The organism is Amycolatopsis sp. NBC_01480 (assembly GCF_036227205.1).
Taxonomy (GTDB): Bacteria; Actinomycetota; Actinomycetes; order Mycobacteriales; family Pseudonocardiaceae; genus Amycolatopsis.
In genome coordinates, this window is the sequence record NZ_CP109442.1 from 10,050,384 (window position 1) to 10,070,919 (window position 20,536).

General features: G+C 67.6%; 21 protein-coding genes. 15 read left to right on the forward strand and 6 right to left on the reverse strand.

What is annotated here, in order from left to right; translation table 11 throughout:
- Positions 1-13: 13 nt before the first annotated feature.
- A complete protein-coding gene (locus OG371_RS46915; RefSeq protein ID WP_329064142.1) occupies positions 14-1,054 on the reverse strand; it encodes an MBL fold metallo-hydrolase in 1,041 nt (346 codons plus the stop codon).
- A gap of 22 nt (positions 1,055-1,076) precedes the next feature.
- Between OG371_RS46915 and OG371_RS46920 the strand changes: the two genes are divergently transcribed.
- Complete coding sequence (locus OG371_RS46920; protein WP_329064145.1) at positions 1,077-1,673, forward strand: TetR/AcrR family transcriptional regulator; 597 nt, start codon at positions 1,077-1,079, stop codon at positions 1,671-1,673.
- A gap of 25 nt (positions 1,674-1,698) precedes the next feature.
- On the opposite strand, the gene OG371_RS46925 is transcribed toward OG371_RS46920, so the two are convergent.
- Entirely contained in the window at positions 1,699-3,231 is a 1,533-nt protein-coding gene (locus OG371_RS46925; RefSeq protein ID WP_329064147.1) for a class I adenylate-forming enzyme family protein, read from the reverse strand.
- Positions 3,232-3,419: 188 nt separating this feature from the next.
- Here OG371_RS46925 and OG371_RS46930 point away from each other — a divergent pair, with 188 nt between their 5' ends.
- Entirely contained in the window at positions 3,420-4,421 is a 1,002-nt protein-coding gene (locus OG371_RS46930; protein ID WP_329064149.1) for a zinc-binding dehydrogenase, read from the forward strand.
- Positions 4,418-5,200 (forward strand): 2-keto-4-pentenoate hydratase, encoded by a 783-nt coding sequence (locus OG371_RS46935; protein ID WP_329064151.1) that lies wholly within the window; start codon positions 4,418-4,420, stop codon positions 5,198-5,200. The genes OG371_RS46930 and OG371_RS46935 overlap by 4 nt, the downstream gene beginning before the upstream one ends.
- Position 5,201: 1 nt before the next feature.
- Here the strand turns inward: OG371_RS46935 and OG371_RS46940 are convergent, their stop codons facing one another.
- The 3 genes from OG371_RS46940 to OG371_RS46950 form a co-directional block, all read right to left on the reverse strand.
- Positions 5,202-6,797, reverse strand: coding sequence for a LysR family transcriptional regulator (locus OG371_RS46940; RefSeq protein WP_329064153.1), 1,596 nt, complete (start codon positions 6,795-6,797; stop codon positions 5,202-5,204).
- Positions 6,798-6,860: 63 nt separating this feature from the next.
- Positions 6,861-7,661 (reverse strand): alpha/beta fold hydrolase, encoded by an 801-nt coding sequence (locus OG371_RS46945; RefSeq protein WP_329064155.1) that lies wholly within the window; start codon positions 7,659-7,661, stop codon positions 6,861-6,863.
- Positions 7,658-8,062: a hypothetical protein gene (locus OG371_RS46950; RefSeq protein ID WP_329064157.1), complete on the reverse strand. Its 405-nt coding sequence runs from the start codon at positions 8,060-8,062 to the stop codon at positions 7,658-7,660. The genes OG371_RS46945 and OG371_RS46950 overlap by 4 nt, the downstream gene beginning before the upstream one ends.
- A 174-nt stretch (positions 8,063-8,236) precedes the next feature.
- On the opposite strand from OG371_RS46950, the gene OG371_RS46955 reads away from it, so the two are divergent.
- The 11 genes from OG371_RS46955 (at position 8,237) to OG371_RS47005 (ending at position 17,129) form a co-directional block, all read left to right on the forward strand.
- Complete coding sequence (locus OG371_RS46955) at positions 8,237-8,779, forward strand: TetR/AcrR family transcriptional regulator (RefSeq protein ID WP_329064159.1); 543 nt, start codon at positions 8,237-8,239, stop codon at positions 8,777-8,779.
- A gap of 745 nt (positions 8,780-9,524) precedes the next feature.
- The gene (locus tag OG371_RS46960; RefSeq protein ID WP_329064161.1) at positions 9,525-10,640 is read left to right on the forward strand and encodes an FAD-dependent monooxygenase; all 1,116 of its coding nucleotides are present in this window, start codon (positions 9,525-9,527) and stop codon (positions 10,638-10,640) included.
- Between the two features lie 36 nt (positions 10,641-10,676).
- Positions 10,677-10,988 carry a TetR/AcrR family transcriptional regulator gene (locus OG371_RS46965; RefSeq protein ID WP_329064163.1) on the forward strand — a complete coding sequence of 104 codons (312 nt, stop codon included), beginning with the start codon at positions 10,677-10,679 and terminating at the stop codon, positions 10,986-10,988.
- Between the two features lie 478 nt (positions 10,989-11,466).
- Positions 11,467-11,781 (forward strand): hypothetical protein, encoded by a 315-nt coding sequence (locus OG371_RS47590; RefSeq protein WP_442876064.1) that lies wholly within the window; start codon positions 11,467-11,469, stop codon positions 11,779-11,781.
- Between the two features lie 64 nt (positions 11,782-11,845).
- Positions 11,846-12,169 (forward strand): transposase, encoded by a 324-nt coding sequence (locus OG371_RS46975; RefSeq protein ID WP_329057474.1) that lies wholly within the window; start codon positions 11,846-11,848, stop codon positions 12,167-12,169.
- Positions 12,169-13,083, forward strand: a complete 915-nt coding sequence (locus OG371_RS46980; RefSeq protein WP_329064165.1) for an IS3 family transposase — start codon at positions 12,169-12,171, stop codon at positions 13,081-13,083. Before OG371_RS46975 ends, OG371_RS46980 begins: the two co-directional genes overlap by 1 nt.
- 102 nt (positions 13,084-13,185) lie before the next feature.
- A complete protein-coding gene (locus OG371_RS46985) occupies positions 13,186-13,635 on the forward strand; it encodes a transposase family protein (protein ID WP_329073463.1) in 450 nt (149 codons plus the stop codon).
- Positions 13,636-13,820: 185 nt separating this feature from the next.
- Positions 13,821-14,657 (forward strand): helix-turn-helix domain-containing protein, encoded by an 837-nt coding sequence (locus tag OG371_RS46990; RefSeq protein ID WP_329064167.1) that lies wholly within the window; start codon positions 13,821-13,823, stop codon positions 14,655-14,657.
- Between the two features lie 107 nt (positions 14,658-14,764).
- Positions 14,765-15,874: a glycosyltransferase gene (locus tag OG371_RS46995; protein ID WP_329064169.1), complete on the forward strand. Its 1,110-nt coding sequence runs from the start codon at positions 14,765-14,767 to the stop codon at positions 15,872-15,874.
- Between the two features lie 48 nt (positions 15,875-15,922).
- Positions 15,923-16,141 carry a hypothetical protein gene (locus OG371_RS47000; RefSeq protein ID WP_329064171.1) on the forward strand — a complete coding sequence of 73 codons (219 nt, stop codon included), beginning with the start codon at positions 15,923-15,925 and terminating at the stop codon, positions 16,139-16,141.
- Positions 16,142-16,451: 310 nt separating this feature from the next.
- Positions 16,452-17,129: a tyrosine-type recombinase/integrase gene (locus OG371_RS47005; protein WP_329064174.1), complete on the forward strand. Its 678-nt coding sequence runs from the start codon at positions 16,452-16,454 to the stop codon at positions 17,127-17,129.
- A 606-nt stretch (positions 17,130-17,735) separates the two neighbouring features.
- Here the strand turns inward: OG371_RS47005 and OG371_RS47010 are convergent.
- Positions 17,736-19,268 carry a carboxylesterase/lipase family protein gene (locus OG371_RS47010; RefSeq protein WP_329064176.1) on the reverse strand — a complete coding sequence of 511 codons (1,533 nt, stop codon included), beginning with the start codon at positions 19,266-19,268 and terminating at the stop codon, positions 17,736-17,738.
- A gap of 219 nt (positions 19,269-19,487) precedes the next feature.
- On the opposite strand from OG371_RS47010, the gene OG371_RS47015 reads away from it, so the two are divergent.
- Positions 19,488-20,351 carry a LysR family transcriptional regulator gene (locus tag OG371_RS47015; RefSeq protein ID WP_329064178.1) on the forward strand — a complete coding sequence of 288 codons (864 nt, stop codon included), beginning with the start codon at positions 19,488-19,490 and terminating at the stop codon, positions 20,349-20,351.
- Positions 20,352-20,536 lie beyond the last annotated feature (185 nt).

A 20,536-nucleotide genomic window follows, 5' to 3' on the forward strand; every position in this document is an offset into this window, starting at 1 on the left:
GGAGTCGGCCGGGTCAGTACGAGTCGCCTGCCAGCACGACCTCCATGGCCTCGGCGAACGAGGGGGACGGGCGCTGCGGGTCGAGTTCGCGGTACACGGCGTTGATTGCTTGATAGACGCGCGAACTGTGCGCCCAGAGCCGGTATTCGCCGAGGTCGATGTTGTGGAATGCCTCGAGCGGTGAGTCGCCGGCCGCGAAGCGCTTCGAGGCGTACTCCAGGACCATGGTCAGGTAATCGCGTAGGTCACGGACCCCGGAGGCCCCGGCCGCCGACCCGTGTCCGGAGAGCACAACCGTGGGCTCCAGCGCGAGAATCCTGTCGCAGGCGGCGATGTAGTTGGCCATCGGCCCGGTCCACACCATGGGAGTCGAGCGATGGAAAACGATGTCGCCCGCGAACACGACACCGAACTCGGGCACGTGCACGATGGCGTCGCCGCGCGTGTGGGCCGGCCCGACCGGGATGAGGTCCACCTGGGTCTCGCCCACCTTGACCGACTTCGTCGTAGCGAAGGTCTCAGTGGGCCAGACCGGGTGCCAGTCGGCGTAGTCGTAGAAATTCGCGCGCCAGTTGAGAAACTCGCGCAAAGCCGGGCCGCTGGAGGCTTCGGCCGCCTCACGGATGAGCCGGGGGTCGTGTTTCAATTCCCGCATCTCGGCGGCTGTCTCGGGTGTCGCGAGGATGCGGGCCCCTTCGAAGACCACATTCCCGAACCAGTGGTCGCCATCGGCATGGGTGTTGACCACAGTCCCGACGTCGTGGCCTCCGGACACCTCGCGCACGGCGTCTCGCAGTCCACGCGCCCGCGGCATGTCGTTCTGGGTGTCCACGATGAGCACTTCGTCGCCGGACACCACGAACCCGGAGTTGGCGAGGCCCCAGCTTCCCGGCGGCTCGAACCACGCGTAACAGCCGTGAGCGAGTCGGTTCAACCCTGTGGTGTAAGGCGTTGCTGCCAATGCCCTGCCTCCTTCATCCAAACCTGTGCTGACCAACATAGAACATGCTGAACGACACAGCAACGGTCGGCCTGTAAAGTAGTGATAACGCATCCGGACGGGACGAGGGGTACCAATGACGGGGTTGCGCGACGAGCGCACACGACAGAGTCGCGAGCTGATCTTGACCGCCGCGGCGGAGCTGATCGCCGAACGCGGCTACCAGCAGACCTCCCTGGCCGACGTGGCCAAGCGCTCCGGTGTCAGCCGCGGCTCCATCCCCTGGCACTTCGGCGACAAGCACGGTCTCCTGGTGGCGGTGGTCGAGAGACTCCAGGAAGATTGGGCCGCCGAACTGGCGGCGTCCCCCCTGCGGCCGGGACCGGAAGGCGCGCTCGATGTCGGGCGACTGGCCACCACGGCGATCCGCAGTGACAGCACCCGGCTGATGCTGGCTCTGCTGCTCGAGGCGGGCGAGCCTGACTCGCCGATTCACGAGTCCTTCATCAAGGTGCACGACCTTTTCCGCGACTACATCTGCGGATGGGCCGGGCAACCCGGGGTGGCCGAGCGGCTCCCGGCCGATCTGAAGCCCGATGCCTTGGCGGTAATGGTGCTCGGCACCGTGATGGGCGTAAACCAGCAATGGAGCCTCAGCCCACATCGAGTGGACTTGACCGCGACGTACGACATCCTGACCCGGATGCTGCAGAGCCTCGTCGGCGAGCGGTGAATTCCCCTTCCCGTGCCGCCTGCGATCACCGTGGGATGCGAAAACGGCGGACCTTTCCGACGCTCGTGCGCGGGAGCTCGTCGATGAGATACCACGCCCGGGGCCGCGCCGCGGCTGCCAGGTGGTGGGCTGCCCATTCCTCCAGCTCCTGCACCGTCGGCGGGGCGGACTTGTCCCTCGCCACGACGTAGGCCACCGGAACGTGGTCGCGTACGGGATCGGCCTGGGCCACCACCGCGACCTCCAGTACTCCGGGGGCCTGGGCCGCTGCCGCTTCGATCTCGGTGAGGCTGACATTCTCGCCGGACACCTTGATGACGTCATCGACCCGGCCGACGAAGCGCAACGCGCCGTCCTCGTGCCGGACCGCGAGATCTCCGGTGTGGAACCACGATCGGTCGCCGTCCGAGGTGAACGCTCTCGCGTTGATCTCGGGGGCGTCGAGGTAGCCGGCGAACAGGTCCCTGCCCCGCACACCGCGGACCCAGATTTCCCCCGGGACACCGTCCGCGACATCCTGGCCGTCGGTCACCAGTCGCACCTGGCGGTCCGCGATCGGTGGGCCGATGACGTCGTGCACCGGCGGCTCGTTCGTGTCCGCCGTGACGATCGCAACGGTCTCGGTCATGCCGTACAGCTGGCGCGGCGCAGTACCGGCGAGCTCGCCGAACGCCCTGTGGTGCTCGGCGCCGAGGCTCTGCGCGAACCAGACATGCTCCAGGGTGAGCGGTGGCTCGTCCTCGGGGCAGCGCGCGAGGATCATCCGGATGGGCGCCGCGAACAGGCTGGCGTGGGTCACCTCGAGCAGGCGGGCGGTGGGTACCCAGCCTGACGCCGAGAACGACGCCGTCAAAGCCACGCTCGCACCCATCAGGATTGCCGGGGAAAAGCAGTAGTACTGCGCGTTGGCGTGGAACAGCGGCAGTGTGACGAACCAGCGATGCCGCGCCTTGAGGCCGGCGGCCGCCGCCATCGCGGTGGCGACCGAAACATAGTTGGCGTGGGTGAGTTCGACGCCCTTCGGCTCGGACGTGGTGCCCGACGTGAACATCACGGCAAGCCCGTCGTCGGGGCCGACCGTGGCGAACCTGGTGACCGGGACGCCCCGCAACAGTGGTGCGCCGAGTTTGACGTCAGACGCGTCCTCGGTGAGGTCGAGGACCGTCGGCACGACATCGCCGGCACCTTGGCGGAAGGCCCCGAGCCGGGCCGTCGCCACTACCGAAACGACAGGCCGCACGCGGCGGACCTGGCTTCGGATGTCGCGGGGCGCCGAAGCCGGGTCGACCGGGACGATCCGGGCCCCGAGCCGGGCGGCCGCCAGCCAGAGCGCCACGAACGCCGGGGAGTTGCGAAGCACGAGGTGGACCGCGGCCCCCGCCCGCACACCCGAGCCCGCGAGCGTCCCGGACACCCTGGAAACCACCTCGTCGAACTCGGCATAGGTCCAGGTCGTTGTCTCGTCGGAGGCCGCGCGGAACAGCAGGAACGGCGACCCGCCATGCCGGTCGACGGCTCGCCGCCACAGGTCGTTGAAGGTGTCGGTGGTAGCGCTCACGACCACAGAGTCACTTTCGAAACCCGCACCCGCAATGCCGTTCTTCGCACGTTCCGTGTGCGTCAACGAACAGGGTCGCCACGCTCGAGGGGCGTGCGTTCACGCACATGCGGGGTGCACGATCTGCTGTTGCCCAGGCGAAGGCAGGCACCGACGATGAGCTCGAATCGTGGAAGGAGCACACCAACGTGAAGTCGATCAAGGCCATGGTCGTCGTCGAGGCAGCTTCAGGGCCGGTGATCCGGCAGCGCGACATCGACGCACCGGTCCGAGACATCGGTCAGCTGCTCATCGAGGTGCGGGCGGCATCGGTCAACCGGGCGGATCTCGCCGTGCTCGCGGGCACTCATGTCAGTGCCGGCGCCTCCACCGGACCCACCGTGGTCGGCCTGGACTGCGCCGGCGTTGTGCTCGAGGCCGACACGGACTCCGGCTTCGCCCCTGGCGACCGCGTGATGACGATGGTGGGCGGCGGACTGGCCGAGCAGGTCGTCGTCGATGCCCGGATGCCGATCCGGCTCCCGGACGCCTGGTCCTTCGAGATGGGCGCCGGCGCGGTGCTCGCCCTGATGACCGGGCACAACGCGCTGCACACCGCGGGCCGGCTTGCCGCGGGTGAATCCGTACTGGTCAACGCGGCCCGCTCGGCTGTCGGCCAAGCGACCATCCAGATCGCCTGCGAACTGGGTGCCGGCCGCGTCCTCGCTGCCGCGCGGTCGCTCCGCGACGAAACATTCCTCAAGGGACTGGGCGCCGATGCCGTTGTGGCGACCGGACCCGGCGGTTTCGCCGAGGCCGTACTGGCCGTCACCGACGGCCAGGGCGTGGACGTCATCGTCGATCACGTCGGCGGGCCTTACCTGGGCGACCATGTCGCGGCAGCCGCGCTCAAGGGCCGGATCGTCGGGGTCGGCAGACTCGGTGGCGCCGAGGGCGCTCTCGACATGGAAACCCTCGCGGTCAAGAGACTGGACATCGTGGGTGTCACCTTCCGCACCCGGGATGCCGGCGAAAAGGCGGCCATCGCGGCCGGAGTACGGGCAGACCTCGCCGGAGCGCTGGACGAAGGCAGGCTGACGCCACGGATCGATCGCGTCCTGCCGTGGACGGAGGTACTTGACGCACAGGACATCGTGGCGGCCGACGCGCACCTGGGCAAGATCGTACTGACGGTCTCGGCGGGCGCGTGAGGACAACCGGAGAAGACCGTGCGCAGCGGGCCGCGGCCATACTCTGGCACCGCTGGCAGGACCGGTCTCCCGGCGGCGCGCTGCCGAAGGAGATCCGTCCGGCGACGGTCTCGGACGCGTGGGCGGTTCAATCGGCGCTGACCGAGTTGGCCGGGCCGCGGATCGGCTGGAAGGTCGCGGCCAGCAGCGCGGCGGGCCAGCTCCACATCGGTGTCGCGGGACCGCTCGCTGGGCCGCTGGTCGCCGGCGGACTCCGCGGCCCGGGTGGCAGCGTGCCGCTCACCTCGATGGCATCGGCCGAGCCGGAGATCGCCTTCCGGCTCGGTGCCGACCTGCCGGCGAGCGGGCGGCCGTACGAGCGGGCGACGATCCTGGCGGCGGTGGCGGAGGCCATCCCTGCGATCGAGGTCCCCGACTCCCGGTACATCGACGTGCCCACCGCCGGAGCGGCACAACTGGTGGCCGATCTGGCCTGCGCGGCCTATGTCGTTCTCGGCGAGCCGATCCCGAGGTGGTCGCTCGGGGAGCTGAAAGACCGGCAGGTCGTCATGCGCATCAACGGAAAGATCGCCTCCGAGGGCTTCGGAGCCGACGCCCTCGGTGATCCCTGTGACGCACTGGTGTGGCTTGTCGATGCCGTTACCCGGCACGGCTCCGGCCTGCTCGCGGGCGAGGTGGTGATCACGGGGGCGGCGGCACCGCCGAGGTCCGTCCGTTCTGGTGACGTGGTGACAGCCGAGATCGAGGGCGCCGCTCCGGTGACGGCGACGATCAGCTGATTCAGTGTGCCGCCGTGCCGGGAAATCGAGCAGCCGCGGCGTCTTTGAGCTGGGCCACGGTGGCTGCCACTGCCGGCCGGCGCAACGCTTCGGTCCGGGTCACCAGCCAGTAGTCCACGGTCGCGGTCACCTCCGCGGGCAGCACCCGGACGAGGTCGTCGTGGCGTTCCGCAAGGAAGGTGGGCAGCAATCCCAGTCCGGCGCCCGCTCGTGTCGCGGCGACGTGTGCGAACACGTTCGTCGACGTCACCGCATCTCGCATCTCGGGAACGATCCGGCGCCCGACGTCGAGGTCGTCGATCTGCAACATCGACGGAATGAAGTAGACCAGGCCATGCGCGGTGAGTTCCGGGACCGAGCCCGGAGCACCGTGGGCGGCCAGGTACTCGTGCGAGCCGAACAGCCCGAGCGTGTAGGACGCCAGCTTGACCGCGTCGGCACGCAGCACCCGAGGTTCTCCGATCACCACCTCGATGTCGAGCCCAGAGCGGTGAGCGGCCGCGGGACGGGTCGCGGAGACGATTTCGATCCTCAGCCGTGGATGCCGGCTGTTCAGCCGGGCCGCGGCCGGCGCGGCGACGAGCACACTGAACGCATCCGGCGTAGAGAGGCGTACGACGTCGTCGAGCTGGGCATCGCCGTCCCCGGCGTCCAGCTCGTGCATCGCCTGGTCGACTCGCTCAGCGGTTCGCAGCGCTTGCTGTCCGAGCGGCGTGAGGTCCCAGCCGGTCGTCGTGCGGATCAGCACCTTGCCACCAAGCGCCCGCTCAAGCGACTCGATGCGGCGTGCGACCGTCGTGTGACTGAACCCGAGGACCTCGGCGGCCCGGGTGAGCCGTCCCGAACGTGCGACCTCGAGCAGGATGAGCAGGTCGTCGGCGCTCACCCGCCGCGTGCCAATGCGCATACCCCAACCTAACGTCGTCTTGGGACTTGGCCATGCCGGTGCGAGGCCCATCGTGATCTGTGAGTCTCCCGCTCGGTCCCGGAGGGCCGCGGCGCAGAGGCATTCCGTGCGGTCCCGGTGGCGGCCCCTGAGCCGGCCGTCGCTGCTGCTGAATCGCGGGGCAGCACAGCGCGGCGAGCGGTTGCGGCCCGGGCGCAGCAGCGCGGTGAGGTCGTGACTGTGATACCGGGCCTCGGTGCCCATCGACCGGACCGGTGGAAACCACTTGTCAGCGTTGTACGACTCGAAGTGCTCGTTGATGTGCACAACTTTCCCATCGCTATTGATGTACCAAACCAATGCCGCCGGGAACCTGACCTCGGTCCCATCCGGAGCCGTGAAGGAATAGATGCACTGGAACACGAAGCCGCCCGGGAAAGGCTGGAATGTCACATCCTCATGGTGGATATCGGTGTAGACCTGGTGTAGCGGCCGCAAGCCCTCTTCGTGCACTGGCCGAGTCACCTCTTGGGCCTGGCCGGGGACGTTGTAGCTGCGCCACACACGTGCCGTATCGCTCGGAACCAGCTTTTCCATCGTCGCGACCCCGTCTTCGAGCGTGCCGTCGCGGTTGCGCTCGTACACATGTTTATAAGACGCTGCCAGCGCATCCATCTGTTCAAGATGGTCGCGAAGCTCATCGCCGGACATCGCCCGCCATTCAGGCGGTGTCCAACCACCCATCTTTGGGGGGTCAGCACCGATCCAGGGCTTTTACCGCGCCGGCTGCGACGGGTGGGCGAGCACGAAATCGCGGAGCAACTGGGCAGTTTCTTGCGCGAACTCCATCGTGATTCCGTGGCGCGCCCCTGGAATGACCTCCAGCCTCGCCCCGGAGATCGCGGCGGCGATCTTCTGTCCGATTTCGGGACGAGCCGCGGGATCGTCCTCGCCGTAGATGAGCAGAGTGGGCGCCGTAATCTCGGGTAGGCGCTTGGTGAGGTCGAAGCCTGCGATCGCGGCCAGTAGTCGCGCATCCGCCTCCGGTGAGCGGTGGACCACTATCGACTTGAGTTCGGCCACCATCTTCTCGTCCGCTTGCCCGCGTTCGGACAGGGCGAAGGCGAGCATCTGCGCATCGCGCTGCGACGGCGGCAGTTCGACGATCTCGGACGCCACGGGTGCCTGCAGGGCCGAGGCGTCGGAGAAGGTGGCGCCGACCGTCAGCGATTGCACGACGTCGGGCACAGATACCGCGACCTGCAGGGCGATGAAGCCGCCGAACGAGGATCCGAAGATGTGTGCCCGTTCGTACCCCAGTCCCCTGATGAGCGCGGCGCAGTCCTCGGCCAGGTCGGGGATGCCGTACGGGTCGGGTGGGTTGACCGACGCTCCGGAATCGCGCAGGTCGTAAGCGATCGCACGGATGCCGTCACCGAGCAAGGGCCGGAACGTGTCGTACTGGGCGTGAGTGCTTTCGCCGCCGTGCAGCAGAATCACCGGCTCGCCGGCGCCGGAATCCGCGTAGGCGATCTCGATCTCGCCGGCCTTGATCGTGTTCAGTGCCGTGGTCACCGCTGCCTCCCGGAGTTCCCGTCGACGAATGTCCCGCGGCCGTTGGTCTCCCCGGGTAGGCGCTTCTCACTCGGCGATCGCTCGCTGATCAACTCGATGATGTAGTGCGTGACCGCCGTGTCACCTACGTTGCGGATGCGGTGCGGAGTGAGGGGCTCCGCGGTGCCGACCGTCTGGAACAGCACGAAACCCGGCTCAGCCACCTGCGAGATCCCCCAGTCGGGGTCGCCGAGGTTCTGCCCCACGGCCTGCCCGCTGTCCGGCCACAGGACCACGTGGTCGTAGTGGTGCTGGTGGAAGTCGAACATGCCGCCCGGCTCCAGCGTCATCGACCAGACGCGCACCCGGTCATTCTCGAACACCAGGGTGTCCCCCGGGGCGCTCGGATAGGTGGACTCCACAACACCCACCTCTTTAAAGAGTCGAATCATCTCTTTAAGCTACTCCTGATCTACCGTGGTGTCCACAGAGAGGTAGATGTGAAAATCAGAGGCGTGCCAGAGAACGTGGAGACCGCGGGGACGAGCAACGCCAGCGCGCGACCAACAGCGCGACCAGGCGGTCGTAATGCTCGGGTGCGGTCGCAGATCCTCGCGGCGACGACGGAGCTCGTTGCCCGAAACGGCGTGGCCGGACTGCGCTACGAGGAGATCGCCGAACTCGCCGGAGTCAACAAGAACAGCGTCTACCGCAACTGGCCGGACCGCGCCGAACTCGTCAGCGCCGCGCTGCTGCAGTACGCGGAGGACTCCGCACCTCTCCGCGATTCCGGCAACCTTCGCCACGATCTGGTCGACTTCTTGATGGTGTTGTCCGAGCGCCTGTCAAGCTCGATCGGCCGGGCCCTCTTGCAGGCCGCCGTCGCGGCCCCCGGGAATACGGGTCTCGATGAGGCAGTTCGGGCTGTCTACGACCAACGACTCGCCACCGCCCGAAAGCGATTCGACAGCGCCGTTGACAAGGGAGAGATTCCCCCTGTTGACAGCTACTTCCTCACCGAACTGCTGGCCGGGCCGGTGTACCTCTACATCAACCGGCGACGCCGCCCCTTCACCCGCGAGGTGGCCGAAAAGATCGTCGACGTCGTCCTGGCCGGCATCCACGCCATCACGCCGTAGGGCTCCGATCAACTATATGTGCGAATGAAGGGATTCCCGCCGAGAGCGGGAACCTCCTCCCTCCAGCGCCTCTTCCCGCGTGGGGTGGACGTTCACGAGCGGAGCCACGTCGCTGGGCTCGGCCTCCCAGTTGCAGGTGAGCTGGGCCTCGCCGATGAGTTCGCATGCGCACACCGACCGTGTGCAACCCGACCACGGTCCCGTCCTTTGCACGGATCAGCCCGACCGTGCCGGATGTCCGGGAGGCCACCTTCGGCTCACAGTAGGCGTCCCGCCGAATACCCGGCTCGTCGATGACCGCGGACTCACGCCCCGCGTGTCCTCAGCAACAAAATGCCCTGGGCAAAGCCACGATGGGCCAACCGCAGGCCGGCGACGACGAAACCGCAGTCACCAGCCCGAGCCAGCAGGGTTCTGGCGTGAGTAGCTCAACGATGGCGCGGTCGAGTCGGCGGCCTGGCTGATTGGCGACGGTGGTGAGCAGGTCGCCGTCGAGGCGCCTGGTCGTGCTTCCCCTGGTTTTCGGGCAGCCAGCTTGCTTCCAGAGTTCACAGACGGGCATGTCGTGCAGCGTGGCGAGCCAGGTGAGGCCGCCAGCGTGGTCGAGGAGGGTCGGCGAGGGTGTCACCCCTGCGGCCAAGGGCAACCCGATCGGGTCATATCCGACGAGGAGGCCCTGCTTTTACGCTAAAGCGACGCATAGTCGCTATAGTTGAAGTGTCGATACAAGGATTGAAGGGGAGACATGATGAAGATCCTGGTCAGTGGCGCGGGAGCGGCTGGGCTGTGCGCGGGCATCAACCTCGCGCGGGCCGGGCACACGGTGGAGATCGTGGAGCGGGCGAACCATCTGCGCGTCAACGGCTCGCCGATCGACGTGCGCGGCGAGGCGCTCGAGACCGCGCGCAGCATGGGCATCCTGGACGCGGTGCTCGAACATCGGATCACGATGACCGAGCAGACGATGTTCGTCGACTCCTCCGGCGTGGCCGTCGCCCCCTTGGTGACGCAAGAGATCAACGACACCCCTGATGACATCGAGCTCCCCCGCGAAGACCTGATGACCATCCTGCGCCACGCCCTGCCCGAGCAGGTGGACCTGCGCTTCGAGGAGTCCATCGCGACGCTGGCCGACGACGGGGACCGGGTCGCGATCACCTTCGCCTCCGGCCGTGACGCGGCCTACGACCTCGTCGTCGGCGCCGACGGAGTGCACTCGGCGGTACGCCGGCTCGTGTTCGGCCCGGAGCAGGACTTCACCGAGCACCTCGGGGTGTACGTCGCGATCGGAGACGCACCCGGCCAGGCGGCTCCCGGCGAACGCGTGACTGAAATCCTCAACCTGCCAGGACGCTTCGCCGGCGTGGCCCGCTACCGCGACAAGGCGCTGGGCGTCTTCGAGTTCCGGTCCGACCCGATCGACTACGACTACCACGACCTGAACGCGCAGAAGCGCATCCTCACCGAGGCCTTCGCCGGCGTCGAGGACTGGAAGGTCCCCGAGCTGATCAAGGCCGCCCAGGACGACCCCAACCTCTACTTCGACGTGCTTACCCAGATCCACCTGCCGAACTGGCACCGGGGACGGGTCGTGCTGATCGGGGACGCCGCGCACTGCGCCACCCCGATGGCCGGACGCGGCACCGCGCTCGCCCTGCTCGGGGCGTGGACGCTGGCCGAGGAACTGACCCGGCACGGCGACGACCTCACCACGGCGTTCGTCGCCTACGAACAGCGCCAACGCCCCCACGCGGCGGCGGCCCAGGAGTTCGGGCGCGGCGGGGCCGACCTCGTGGTCCCCGCCACCTGGGAGGCCATCGAGGCGCGCAACACCCGGCTGCGCGCGGCGCAGCCGCTGTAGGCGGCCGTCCGTGGCCGAGGGCAGACCCGCGCCCGGGTGCGGCGCCGGATCCTCGAGGCCGCCGCGGAGCTGATCGCCCGCGACGGGATCGGCGGCCTGCGCTACGACCAGGTCGCCGAACTAGCAGAGGTCAACAAGACCAGCGTCTACCGCAACTGGCCCGACCGCACCACGCTGATCGCCGAGGCGCTCGCCGCCTTCGCCGCCGACGTCGCGCCCCTGCACGATTCCGGCGACATCGAGCCGACCTCGTCGACTTCCTCGAAGCCCTCGCCACCGCCGCCGCGAGCCCGAAAGGCCGGGCCCTGCTCAACGTCGTGGCCTCGGCTCGGGAAAACCCCGAGCTGAAGGCCGTCGTCGACAGCACCAGCGCGCTCAAGCCCATGACACGGCCACCCCTGCGGCGCAGCCACCGTTCGGCCAGTTTGTTGAACATGCGGACGAAACGTCCCGCGGGAGCCTTGCGCCCGCGCGCGTGACGAAACTCATCAGGCCTCCGCAAAGCTATGGGTCGGGTCGACAGATGGGTCAGCCGCGGATTGCGGTGGCTTCGCGGGTGACCTGGCGGGGCCGATTAGCTTCTAGGCCAACCGGGTTGGGGCCGGCACGGCCTGCATGAACCGCTTCCGTTCCGCCTCGTCGGCTTCCTCTGTGATGTGGCCGAGGATGACCAGCCACTGAGGGAGGTGATCTCACCAAGATCGGGCCAGCTGGGGGCAGGCAGTGTCGGACCCGTGTGGTGGCAAGGGGATCCGGCGTGAAGACAGGCGTGGAGTCCCTGGTAGAAGAACGCTCGCCAAAGTGATCTTTGCCCGAAGGACTCCACGTGATCGCCTATCGAGCCATGCTCGACGCGCCACGCGCACTTGCCCACTACCTCAGCCGGCTGCTGAACGTCGAGCGTCGCGCGCGGGGCACCCGACGCCGCAGCCGCGCGCTGACCTGCTTTCGGCAGGCGGTGTCCGGGTTGCGCTGGTTCCAGGAGGACCGGGACGTGGCGGCGCTGGCGCGGGACTGCGGCATCTCCCGGGCGACCGGTTACCGCTATCTGGACGAGGCCATCGAAGTGCTCGCCGCCCAAGCCCCGGACCTGCACGAAGCGTGGCAGCGCGCCAAAGACGACGGTCTGACCCACCTCTGAGGTTCCCCCTGGGCGGTGGACACCGAGCTAGCAGGACTGCGGTCCTGCTGGAAGGATGTCCGTTATGCCTCCTCGTAAGCGTCGGTCGTACACGGCCGAGTACAAGATTGAGGCTGCGCATCGTGTGATCGACTCCGACCGCACGATCGCCGAGGTTGCCCGTGAGCTGGGGATCGATCCGGGGATGTTCAGTGTCTGGGTCAAAGACGAACGGCGGAGGATCGCCGCCGCCGGGGTCCACGGCGAGAAACCCCTGGAAGCTGCAGAGCAAGCCGAACTGCTGCGATTGCGCAGGCAGGTGGCCGAGCTGGAGAAGGACAACGCGTTCTTGGTAAAAGCGTCGGCGTACTTTGCCGCGATGCAGAAGAACCCGCGAGGTTCGATCTGATGGCGAAGTACGCCGGCCCCGACGAGCCCGCCGGCTCCACACCACCCGAGGGCACACGGTTCTCTGTCCTGCGCATGGCGCGGCTGCTCGGTGTCTCGACGTCCGGCTACTACGCGTACATGAAACGTTCCGCAGCAACGATGTTGACGCCCCGGCGGCAGCGCCGCGCTGATCTGGCGGTGAAGATCCTCGACGTACACACCGAGTCCGACGGTACCTACGGGTCCCCGCGGATCACCGCCGAACTACGGGCACGCGGTGAAACAGTGAACGAGAAAACCGTCGCGGCAATCATGGCCGGAATCGGGATCGAGGGCATCAGTCCCCGCACCTTCAAAGTCCGCACCACGGTGGTTGACCCGGCGGCGTCGTTTCCGCCGGATCTGGTGCGACGCAACTTCGACCAGGGCAAGCTCGACGCGGTCTGGCTGACCGACATCACCTACCTCACCTGCGGTGAGGGTGATCTGTACTTGTGCGCGATCCGCGATGGGCATTCCCGCCGCGTGCTCGGGCACATCGTCGCCGACCATATCGGTGCTGACATGGTCTGTGAGGCCATCGACGCGGCGGTGGCCTGCCGCAGCCGCGGTGTCGCCGGCACAGTGCTGCATTCCGATCGCGGTGGGGAATTCACGGCCGGGTTGACGGCGCGAGCCTGCGACCGGTACGGGTTGAAACGGTCGATGGGTGAGACCGGTATCTGCTGGGACAACAGCCCCGCGGAATCGTTCTGGTCAACGTTCAAGCACGAGTACTTTTACCGCCACACGTTCACAGTCGAGGCAGAACTTGTTGCTGCAGTTGACAAGTGGATCGGTCGGTACAACAATGAGAGGCGTCACTCGGCTATCGGGATGCTCAATCCTGTGTGCTACGAACAGTCCCTGACAGGCGCAGCGAAAGCTGCTTGAAGACCTGTCCACTGTTCGGGGGGAACCTCACTCGTCCTGGACGGCAAGCTGTTCTCCGCCGACAGGCTCGGGGAGAAGACCACCAGCGTCAAGGGCGAGCAGATCGGCGCCTGGTACTCCGGCAAACACCGCGGGCAGGGCGGGAACGTCCAAGCAGTGATGGAACCCAGCGGGTTCCCCCTGTGGCTGTCGGAGGTCGAGCCAGGCTCGACTCACGACATCACCGCGGCCCGAGAGCATGCACTCGGCGCCCTGTACTGGGCCTACTCCCAACTCGACCTGCCCACACCGGCCGACGGCGGCTACGCCGGTGCTGGGATCGGCGTGCGCACACCAGTCAAACAACCCGCCGGCAACCAGGTACTGGATGCAGACACCCGCACCTACAACGCCCTGCTCCGCGGACTGCGCTGCCTCGGCGAACGCGCCTCAGCACTCCTCCTCGGCCGCTGGCGCGCACTCCGCCACATCACCACCAGGCCCCGCAAGATCGGCACCATCGTCAACGCCACACTCGTACTCACCCATTTCGAACACGCCCGGCTGAACTGAAAGTTGGTGAGATCACTTCATTGATGTCGCCGACGAATGCCGGCGCATTCTGACATTCATTATGGTGCGGTGATCGACGCAGCTCGGAGGACAAGCACGTCTCCCCGGCCGCCGCCTGTCCGCACGTGTCGACGGAACGCTCGCGCGACGGCGGTCGAGTCGTGCCTTGTCTGTATGGTGTTTTTGTGTATGAACTTCGCCGGTTCGGTGCGTTGCTTCGCGAGTGGCGCAACCGTGCCTTACCCGCCGAGGTTGGTCCTGGCAGTACGGCCGGTTCGGCGCGGCGTACCCCTGGCCTGCGGCGCGAGGAACTGGCCGAGTTGAGCGAGGTATCGACGGACTACATCAAACGCCTCGAACAGGGACGCGCCCGCCCGTCTCTTCAGGTCCTGAAATCGGTGGCCCGCGCGTTGACTCTGTCCCCGGCCGAGTACGAGCATCTGTGCATCCTGACCGGCCATGCGATAGCGCAACCTGGGCAGATCAACCGGCTCATCGGGCCGGCCACGAGGCGCCTGCTCGATCGTCTCGAGAACGTGCCCATCGCGGTCTTCGACGCCACCTGGACGCTGCTGTCCTACAACGCGCTGGGCACCGCACTGTGCGGCGACCCCTCCCCCTACACCCGACGTGACCGCAACATGGCGTGGCGGTACTTCACCGGCACCACCAACTGCGCCCCGGAATCGGGCCGACAGGCCGAGCAGTACGAGGCGTCCCTGGTAGCCGACCTGCGCGAAACCGCCAGCCGCTACCCATCCGACCCCGGTCTCACCTCTCTCATCACCGCGCTGCAGACGGCGAGCCCGTCATTCACCGAACTCTGGCGCAACGGGGCCACCACCAAGTTCGAACAGCGCCACGGAGTCATCAACCACCCCTACGTCGGACGTATCAGAACCGCCGGCAACGTTCTGGCAGTCCCCGAAGGCGATCTGAAACTGCTCGTCTACACCACTGAACCAGAATCCACCGACGCAGACAAACTCGCGGCCATCGCACCCACCGCACTAACGCGCTGACATCGATCCCGTGAGGGGGACGCGCTGACCCTGGTTGCACAACGACCACACGGGCACGATGGCCAACGTCAGCACCACGACGAGACTGCCTCACGGGAACGACGACGATGCGAATTCTGTTTTGCGCAGTGCCGGCACATGGCCATGTCCTGCCGATGATGCCGATGGCACGTGCCGCGATGTCAGCGGGGCACGAGGTGTCCCTTCTCACGCATGGCGCATTGAGCGGGTTGGTGGACCCGGTGCCGGTGCTGGGAGTAGGGCCGACCTTCGACGAGCTGTTCGCGACATTTTCACGCGAAGCACCAGAGCCGCGCACCGCACTGACGACACCGGAGGCCATCGCAGAGTTCTTCATCGACACCCGGCTGACCACGACCTTCGACGCCGCGCTCGCTGCCGCAGCCGGCTACCAGCCTGACCTGCTGATCGCCGAGGCCGCAGACGGGGTCGGCCCCGTGGTGGCCGCGCAGCTCGGCGTAGCGTGGGCACAGCACTCGCTTGGCATGGCGATCACCGCGGAGTTCGCCGCGGCGACGACCGCCGCAGCAAGCCGATTCCACGAAGCTCACGGTCTGCACCAGTCCGAACGAATCGCCTACCTCGACGTCTGCCCCGTCGCGCTGCAGGCCGAAGACTGGGAACCACCGGCCGACCGGATCGCCGTGCGTCCCTCGCCGTTCGACCGCGAGACCGGCTGGGTGCCGCCTGCATTCGAGGAGCCCGCGAAACCCACCGTGCTGGTGACCTTCGGAACGATGCTCGACGACATGCCGCTTCTCCGGGAAACGCTGGCGGGGCTTGCGGACGCCAAGGTCAACGTCCTGGTGACCTCCATGCCGGACCGGCCCATACCCGGGCTGGATGAATCGCACGGTTCGGTTCGCGACATCGGATTCGTGCCGCTCGCCCGCGTGCTGCCGGTCGTGGAGGCGGTCGTCTGCGCCGGCGGCATGGGCACGATCCTCGCCGTGCTGGCCAATGGTCTGCCGTTCGTCGGCCTGCCGCGGTTCCCCAGCCAGCGGTGGATCACCACGCGCGCGGCCGAACTCGGCGGAGGTGTTGTCCTCGACGGACCGGAAGGTGTCGCTGGGGCGTTGCTGTCGCTGCTCTCGGCCGACAGGTACCGCCGAGGTGCCGCGGCAGCGTCCGCGATCCTGTCCGAAATGGCCGAGCCCGACGAGGCCCTGACGAAGTTGCTCGAGCGGATCCGATAAAAGCTCCCGGCTCGTCGGAGAACCGGGCCGCGTCGCCGTCCGCGATGAGTGATCGACTACATCATCGGCAACCTCCACGTCACGCCCGGTGGCGTGCTCAGCCACCGCCTGCTCGCCCTGGCGGTCGACGTGCTCGGGCCGAACCGGGTGATGTTCGGCGACGACGATCCGTACCGCGGCATGAAAGGCCGGTTCGCCGGTGCCGGTGGCGCACGGGCGTTCGTCGACACCGCTCCGCTCAACGCGGAGGGCCTGCTGGGACTCTGACCGGAAACATGAGCATCCAGTACGGGGGTCGCGCTATGTCAGGGTCAACCGCACGGGAATTGATTCCCAGGCCCGCAGAGTGTTGTTGTGGTGCCGAACCGCCGGACCCGCGAGTTCGATCGTGGCAACCCTCCGCGCAAGCGCGGACAGCAGGGATTCGGCGACGATCAACCACGCTCTCTCGGTTGTCTCGGCGTTTTACGATTTCCACCTGCAGACCGGGAACGGGCCGGTGGTGTCGCCAGTCCCGCCGCAGTCGCGCACTGGCCGTCGGCTGAATGCCCACCACAATCCGCTTGAGCCGTTCGGGATGCACCGGCGCGGCACCTACCGGCAGAAGCAGCCCGACCTGCCACGGCGCGCGGCTCCTGACGACGTTCTGGACGACGTGTTCGCGCGGCTGGGCTGCAACCGGGACCGGGCCCTGTTCAGCATGTTCTTGTCCAGCGGCGCGCGGGCGGCGGAGATGCTCGGCATGATCGTCGCCGATGTTCATCCCGGCGACGGCCGTATCTACGTGGCGACCAAGGGCCTGGGCGGGGTGAAGCAGGCCTGCCCGGCGGCGCTGGAGGCGTTCGCGTGGCTGACGCTCTACCTCGGCGAGTTGGCCGAGGAGGGGCACCGACCGGAGCCGGATGAGCCGTTGTGGTGGACTCGCCGTCATCCGCTGCGGCCGTTGTCCTACACCGCGCTGCGCGCGGTGCTGCGCCGGATCAACGAGGCCATCGGCGCGAACGTCACCTTGCACGATTTGCGGCACACGCTGGGGCTGCGGCTGATCGACGACCCGGACGTCACCTTGGTCGACGTTCAGCAGGTGCTGCGCCACCGGCAGATCACCACCACAGGCCGCTGCCTGCGGCCGCGCACCGACGAGGTGATCGCGAAGGTGCACGAGCACTACACCCGGCCCAAGCCGCCGCCACGCCCGCTGAACGGCTGTTCCTACGATCCGCAGGACCTGGCAGACGTGTTCGGGCAAGCCTGATGGCCACCCGGCACGGGCGCGTCGCCCGCACCCCGATCAGCCCACGAGACCCGCACGCGCTCGCCGCCGCATCCGCGCCGATGCCGACCACGATGATCGTGGCCAACGGACGTGAGGGCACCACGCGGGAGGAACTGGGCCGCCTGGCCGAGGCGCTGCTGGATCAGCCGGCAACGGTCGCGGCACAACCGAGCGCTCGCCCGCATTCTGGACTGGCCGGAGCCCTTCCCCGGCGAGGATTGGCAGGATCGCTGGCTGCTCAGCGGCGCCGAGCAACTGGGCTCCGGCTGGGGACCGTCCGGTCTGACGCCGGCGCAACGGAACCGGCTCACCGCCGGGTTGGGCATGATGATCGTCCTTCGGGCGATCCGCCCCTCCTACGCCTGGCTGTCCTCCAGTCGACTGCTCGGCGTCTACACGATGTTCCGCTGCCACAACCAGGCCAGTGCTTTCGCCGAACTCGAGCAGCACACGTCCCGTCCCGGCGCGGCGGAATACGGCTCCGAAGCCCGCCGCGTGCCAATGCGCATACCCGAACCTAACGTCGTCTTGGGACTTGGCCATGCCGGTGCGAGGCCCATCGTGGGCCCTGCGAGGCTCTCGGGCTCAGCGACCTGTCGACCGGGTTCGGTCCGGTGGCTCCTTCCGCTTCGGCTGGAAATCGGCCGCAGGCAGCACCGGCTCGTGAACGTGGTGTTGTGCGGCGATTTGGTACACCCGTCGCTCGACGGGGTCGAACTGCGGCCACGGGACGAATCCGTCCTCGGCGAACCGTACGCACAGCCCGTGCAGGTGGGTCGCGACGGCCTGAGGAGGCGCTTCGCCGCCGACCCTCCGCGGCCCGGTGATGACGGACAGCACGTCGAAGGCGAACGCGATGTCCAGGCCGTGGGCGGCGCCGAGACGCCCCTTGAGCGCGGGGGAAGGCCAGTCGAACTCGTAGACGTGGCTCCGGCCTTGGTGTGCCTCGGCGAACTGACGTGCCGGCAACCGGAAGAACAGGTCAGAGACCACGGCAGACCACACCATCCCCGCCCCGCGCTCGGGATGGTGGCGTGCGTAGGCGTCGTAAAGGCCGTTGCCGTTCGGGTGCACGTGGCGCAGCATCCACCGTGCCACCGGCCGGGGAGCGAAGCGCAACATCGTGGTCGCGAAGAACAGGTCGACCTCATCGGCGGTCGTGCCGATGAGCAGATCGACATCCCTGCCCGCACCGTGCCGAAGAGACGTGAGCGGGTGCTGCGGAACTACGTCGTCGCCATACACCGGCCCGACGAGCATCATTCCGAGATAAGGGTTGTAGCCGGTGTCATCCCGGAAATCGACGACGCCCGGCCGAGCCGCCCGCTGCATCGCCGGCAAGGCGTCGGCCACGGTACGGGAACGAAAGCCCTCGACGTCGGGAGGCACGGCGAGGCTTTTGGCGATGCGGGTGACGGCACGCTTCGCTGTATCGATGGGCAATGCTGTACCCCCGCCGCTTTGCAGGATGGCGCGGCGGAACAATCCCGTGGTGAGCGGGCTCGCCACCAGGGAGGCGATCGAAATCGCGCCGGCGGACTGCCCGAAGATCGTGACGTTTCCCGGGTCGCCGCCGAACGCGGCGACGTTGCTTTGCACCCAGTGCAGGGCAGCGATCATGTCCCGCAGTCCGAGGTTCGTCGGCGCTCCCGCAATGGGCAGGAACCCCTCGACGCCGAGCCGGTAGTTGATGACGACGATCACCACACCGGATCGGGCGAAGGAAACGCCGTTGAAGGCAGCCAGGTCCTTACGGCCGATGGTGAAAGCGCCGCCGTGGATCCATACCATCACAGGCCGGGGACGATCACTCCTCCGCCCAGGTGCCCAAACGTTCAGTGACAGGTAGTCGTCTCCCTTGTGCCAGCCGTCCGCGGCGAGGTCGGCGACATCCAGCCTCCGGAATTTGCTGACCGGCTGTGGGGCGCTGGGGCCGAAGGGCTGGGTGGCGTCGAACTCGCCCTCCCAAGGCACAACGGGCTCCGGGGCCAGGAACCGGCGGTGACCAACAGGCGGCGCGGCGTAGGGGATATTCCGGAACTCGACCACGCCGTCGTGGATACGGCCACGCACCACGCCCGCATCGGTCTGGACCAGTGACTCATCCGCACTCGACATTTCCCACCATTTCCATGGCCACACACATGCCGGCCTAAGCTGAACGCAGGTTGTTGACGAGCGCCATCGGTGACGCACAGGTCCTGATCACCAGTGCGATCCTCGATCAACTCATCCCCTTAATGCTCGCGCACGGACGAACAAAGCATCCAATACCAAAACGGTACGCTGTGATGCTTGGGAAGTATCACAGCAGGGATCCCTGGGTAGGCTGCGGTGATGGATACTGTCGAGACCCGTGAGCTGAGGTACTTCGTCACGGTCGCCGAGGAACTGCACTTCGGCCGCGCAGCCGAGCGCCTCGGCATGGCCCAGCCGCCGCTGTCCCGGGCGATCCAGCAGCTCGAGCGACGCCTCGGTGTCAGTCTGCTGGAGCGGAACCGCCGCGAGGTATCCCTGACCGGCGCCGGAGAGGTGCTGTTGCACGAGGGCCGCGCTGCCCTCGACGCGGCCACAGCTGCCGCTCGCCGCACCCGTCGTGCCGGTGGAGCTGACAGCTCGCGCGGCCCTCGCAACCGCCTGGTGCTCGCAGTGAAGGCCGCCACGTCGCATGAGCTGGTGCAGAAGCTCCTCGACGCCTACGCGGCCGAGCCCGATGCGGCCGAGATCGAGGTGCTGCCGAGCGGCATGTGCGAGCAGGAGGAAATGCTGCGTGATGGCCGTGCTGATGTGGCATTCATGCACACGCCGTTCGACTCTCTCGCCGCGTTCGACAGCGAGGAACTGCTGACCGAGGCGCCGATCGCCATTCTGCCCGCGAGGCACCCCCTCGCCACCCGCAAGACTTTGTGCCTTGCTGACCTGACCGGCCTCCCTGACCTCCCGCTGGCCCGCTTCTCCCGCCACGGCACGTACCCACCCGGCCCGGGCCCCGAAATCCATGACCAGACGCAGCTGGCCCAGCTGATCGCTCTCGGGCGCACCACGGCCGTCTTCCCTGAGTCCGCCCGCGCCTGGCTGTGGGCCGAGCATGCTGCGGTCCCCGTGACCGACGCACCTCCGGTCGTCACTCACATCGCCTGGCCCGCGCACAGCCGCTCCCTCGCTCTCGCCGGGCTGATCCGCACGGCGACACAGCTGTGACAGGCACTGCGCGACCCGGCGAACACCTGGCCCTTCATTGCCAGGTTTCCCACGTCGGCCCGCCTTGGTGAGATCGGCGGGCCGGCTCGGTGTGGCGGATGACGCTTCCCCTTCACTCAGCGCGGCGGAAGCGCCATCCGCCAGACCCACTCTGGGAGCGTTCGCGAGACTCGGCAGGTCTCCAG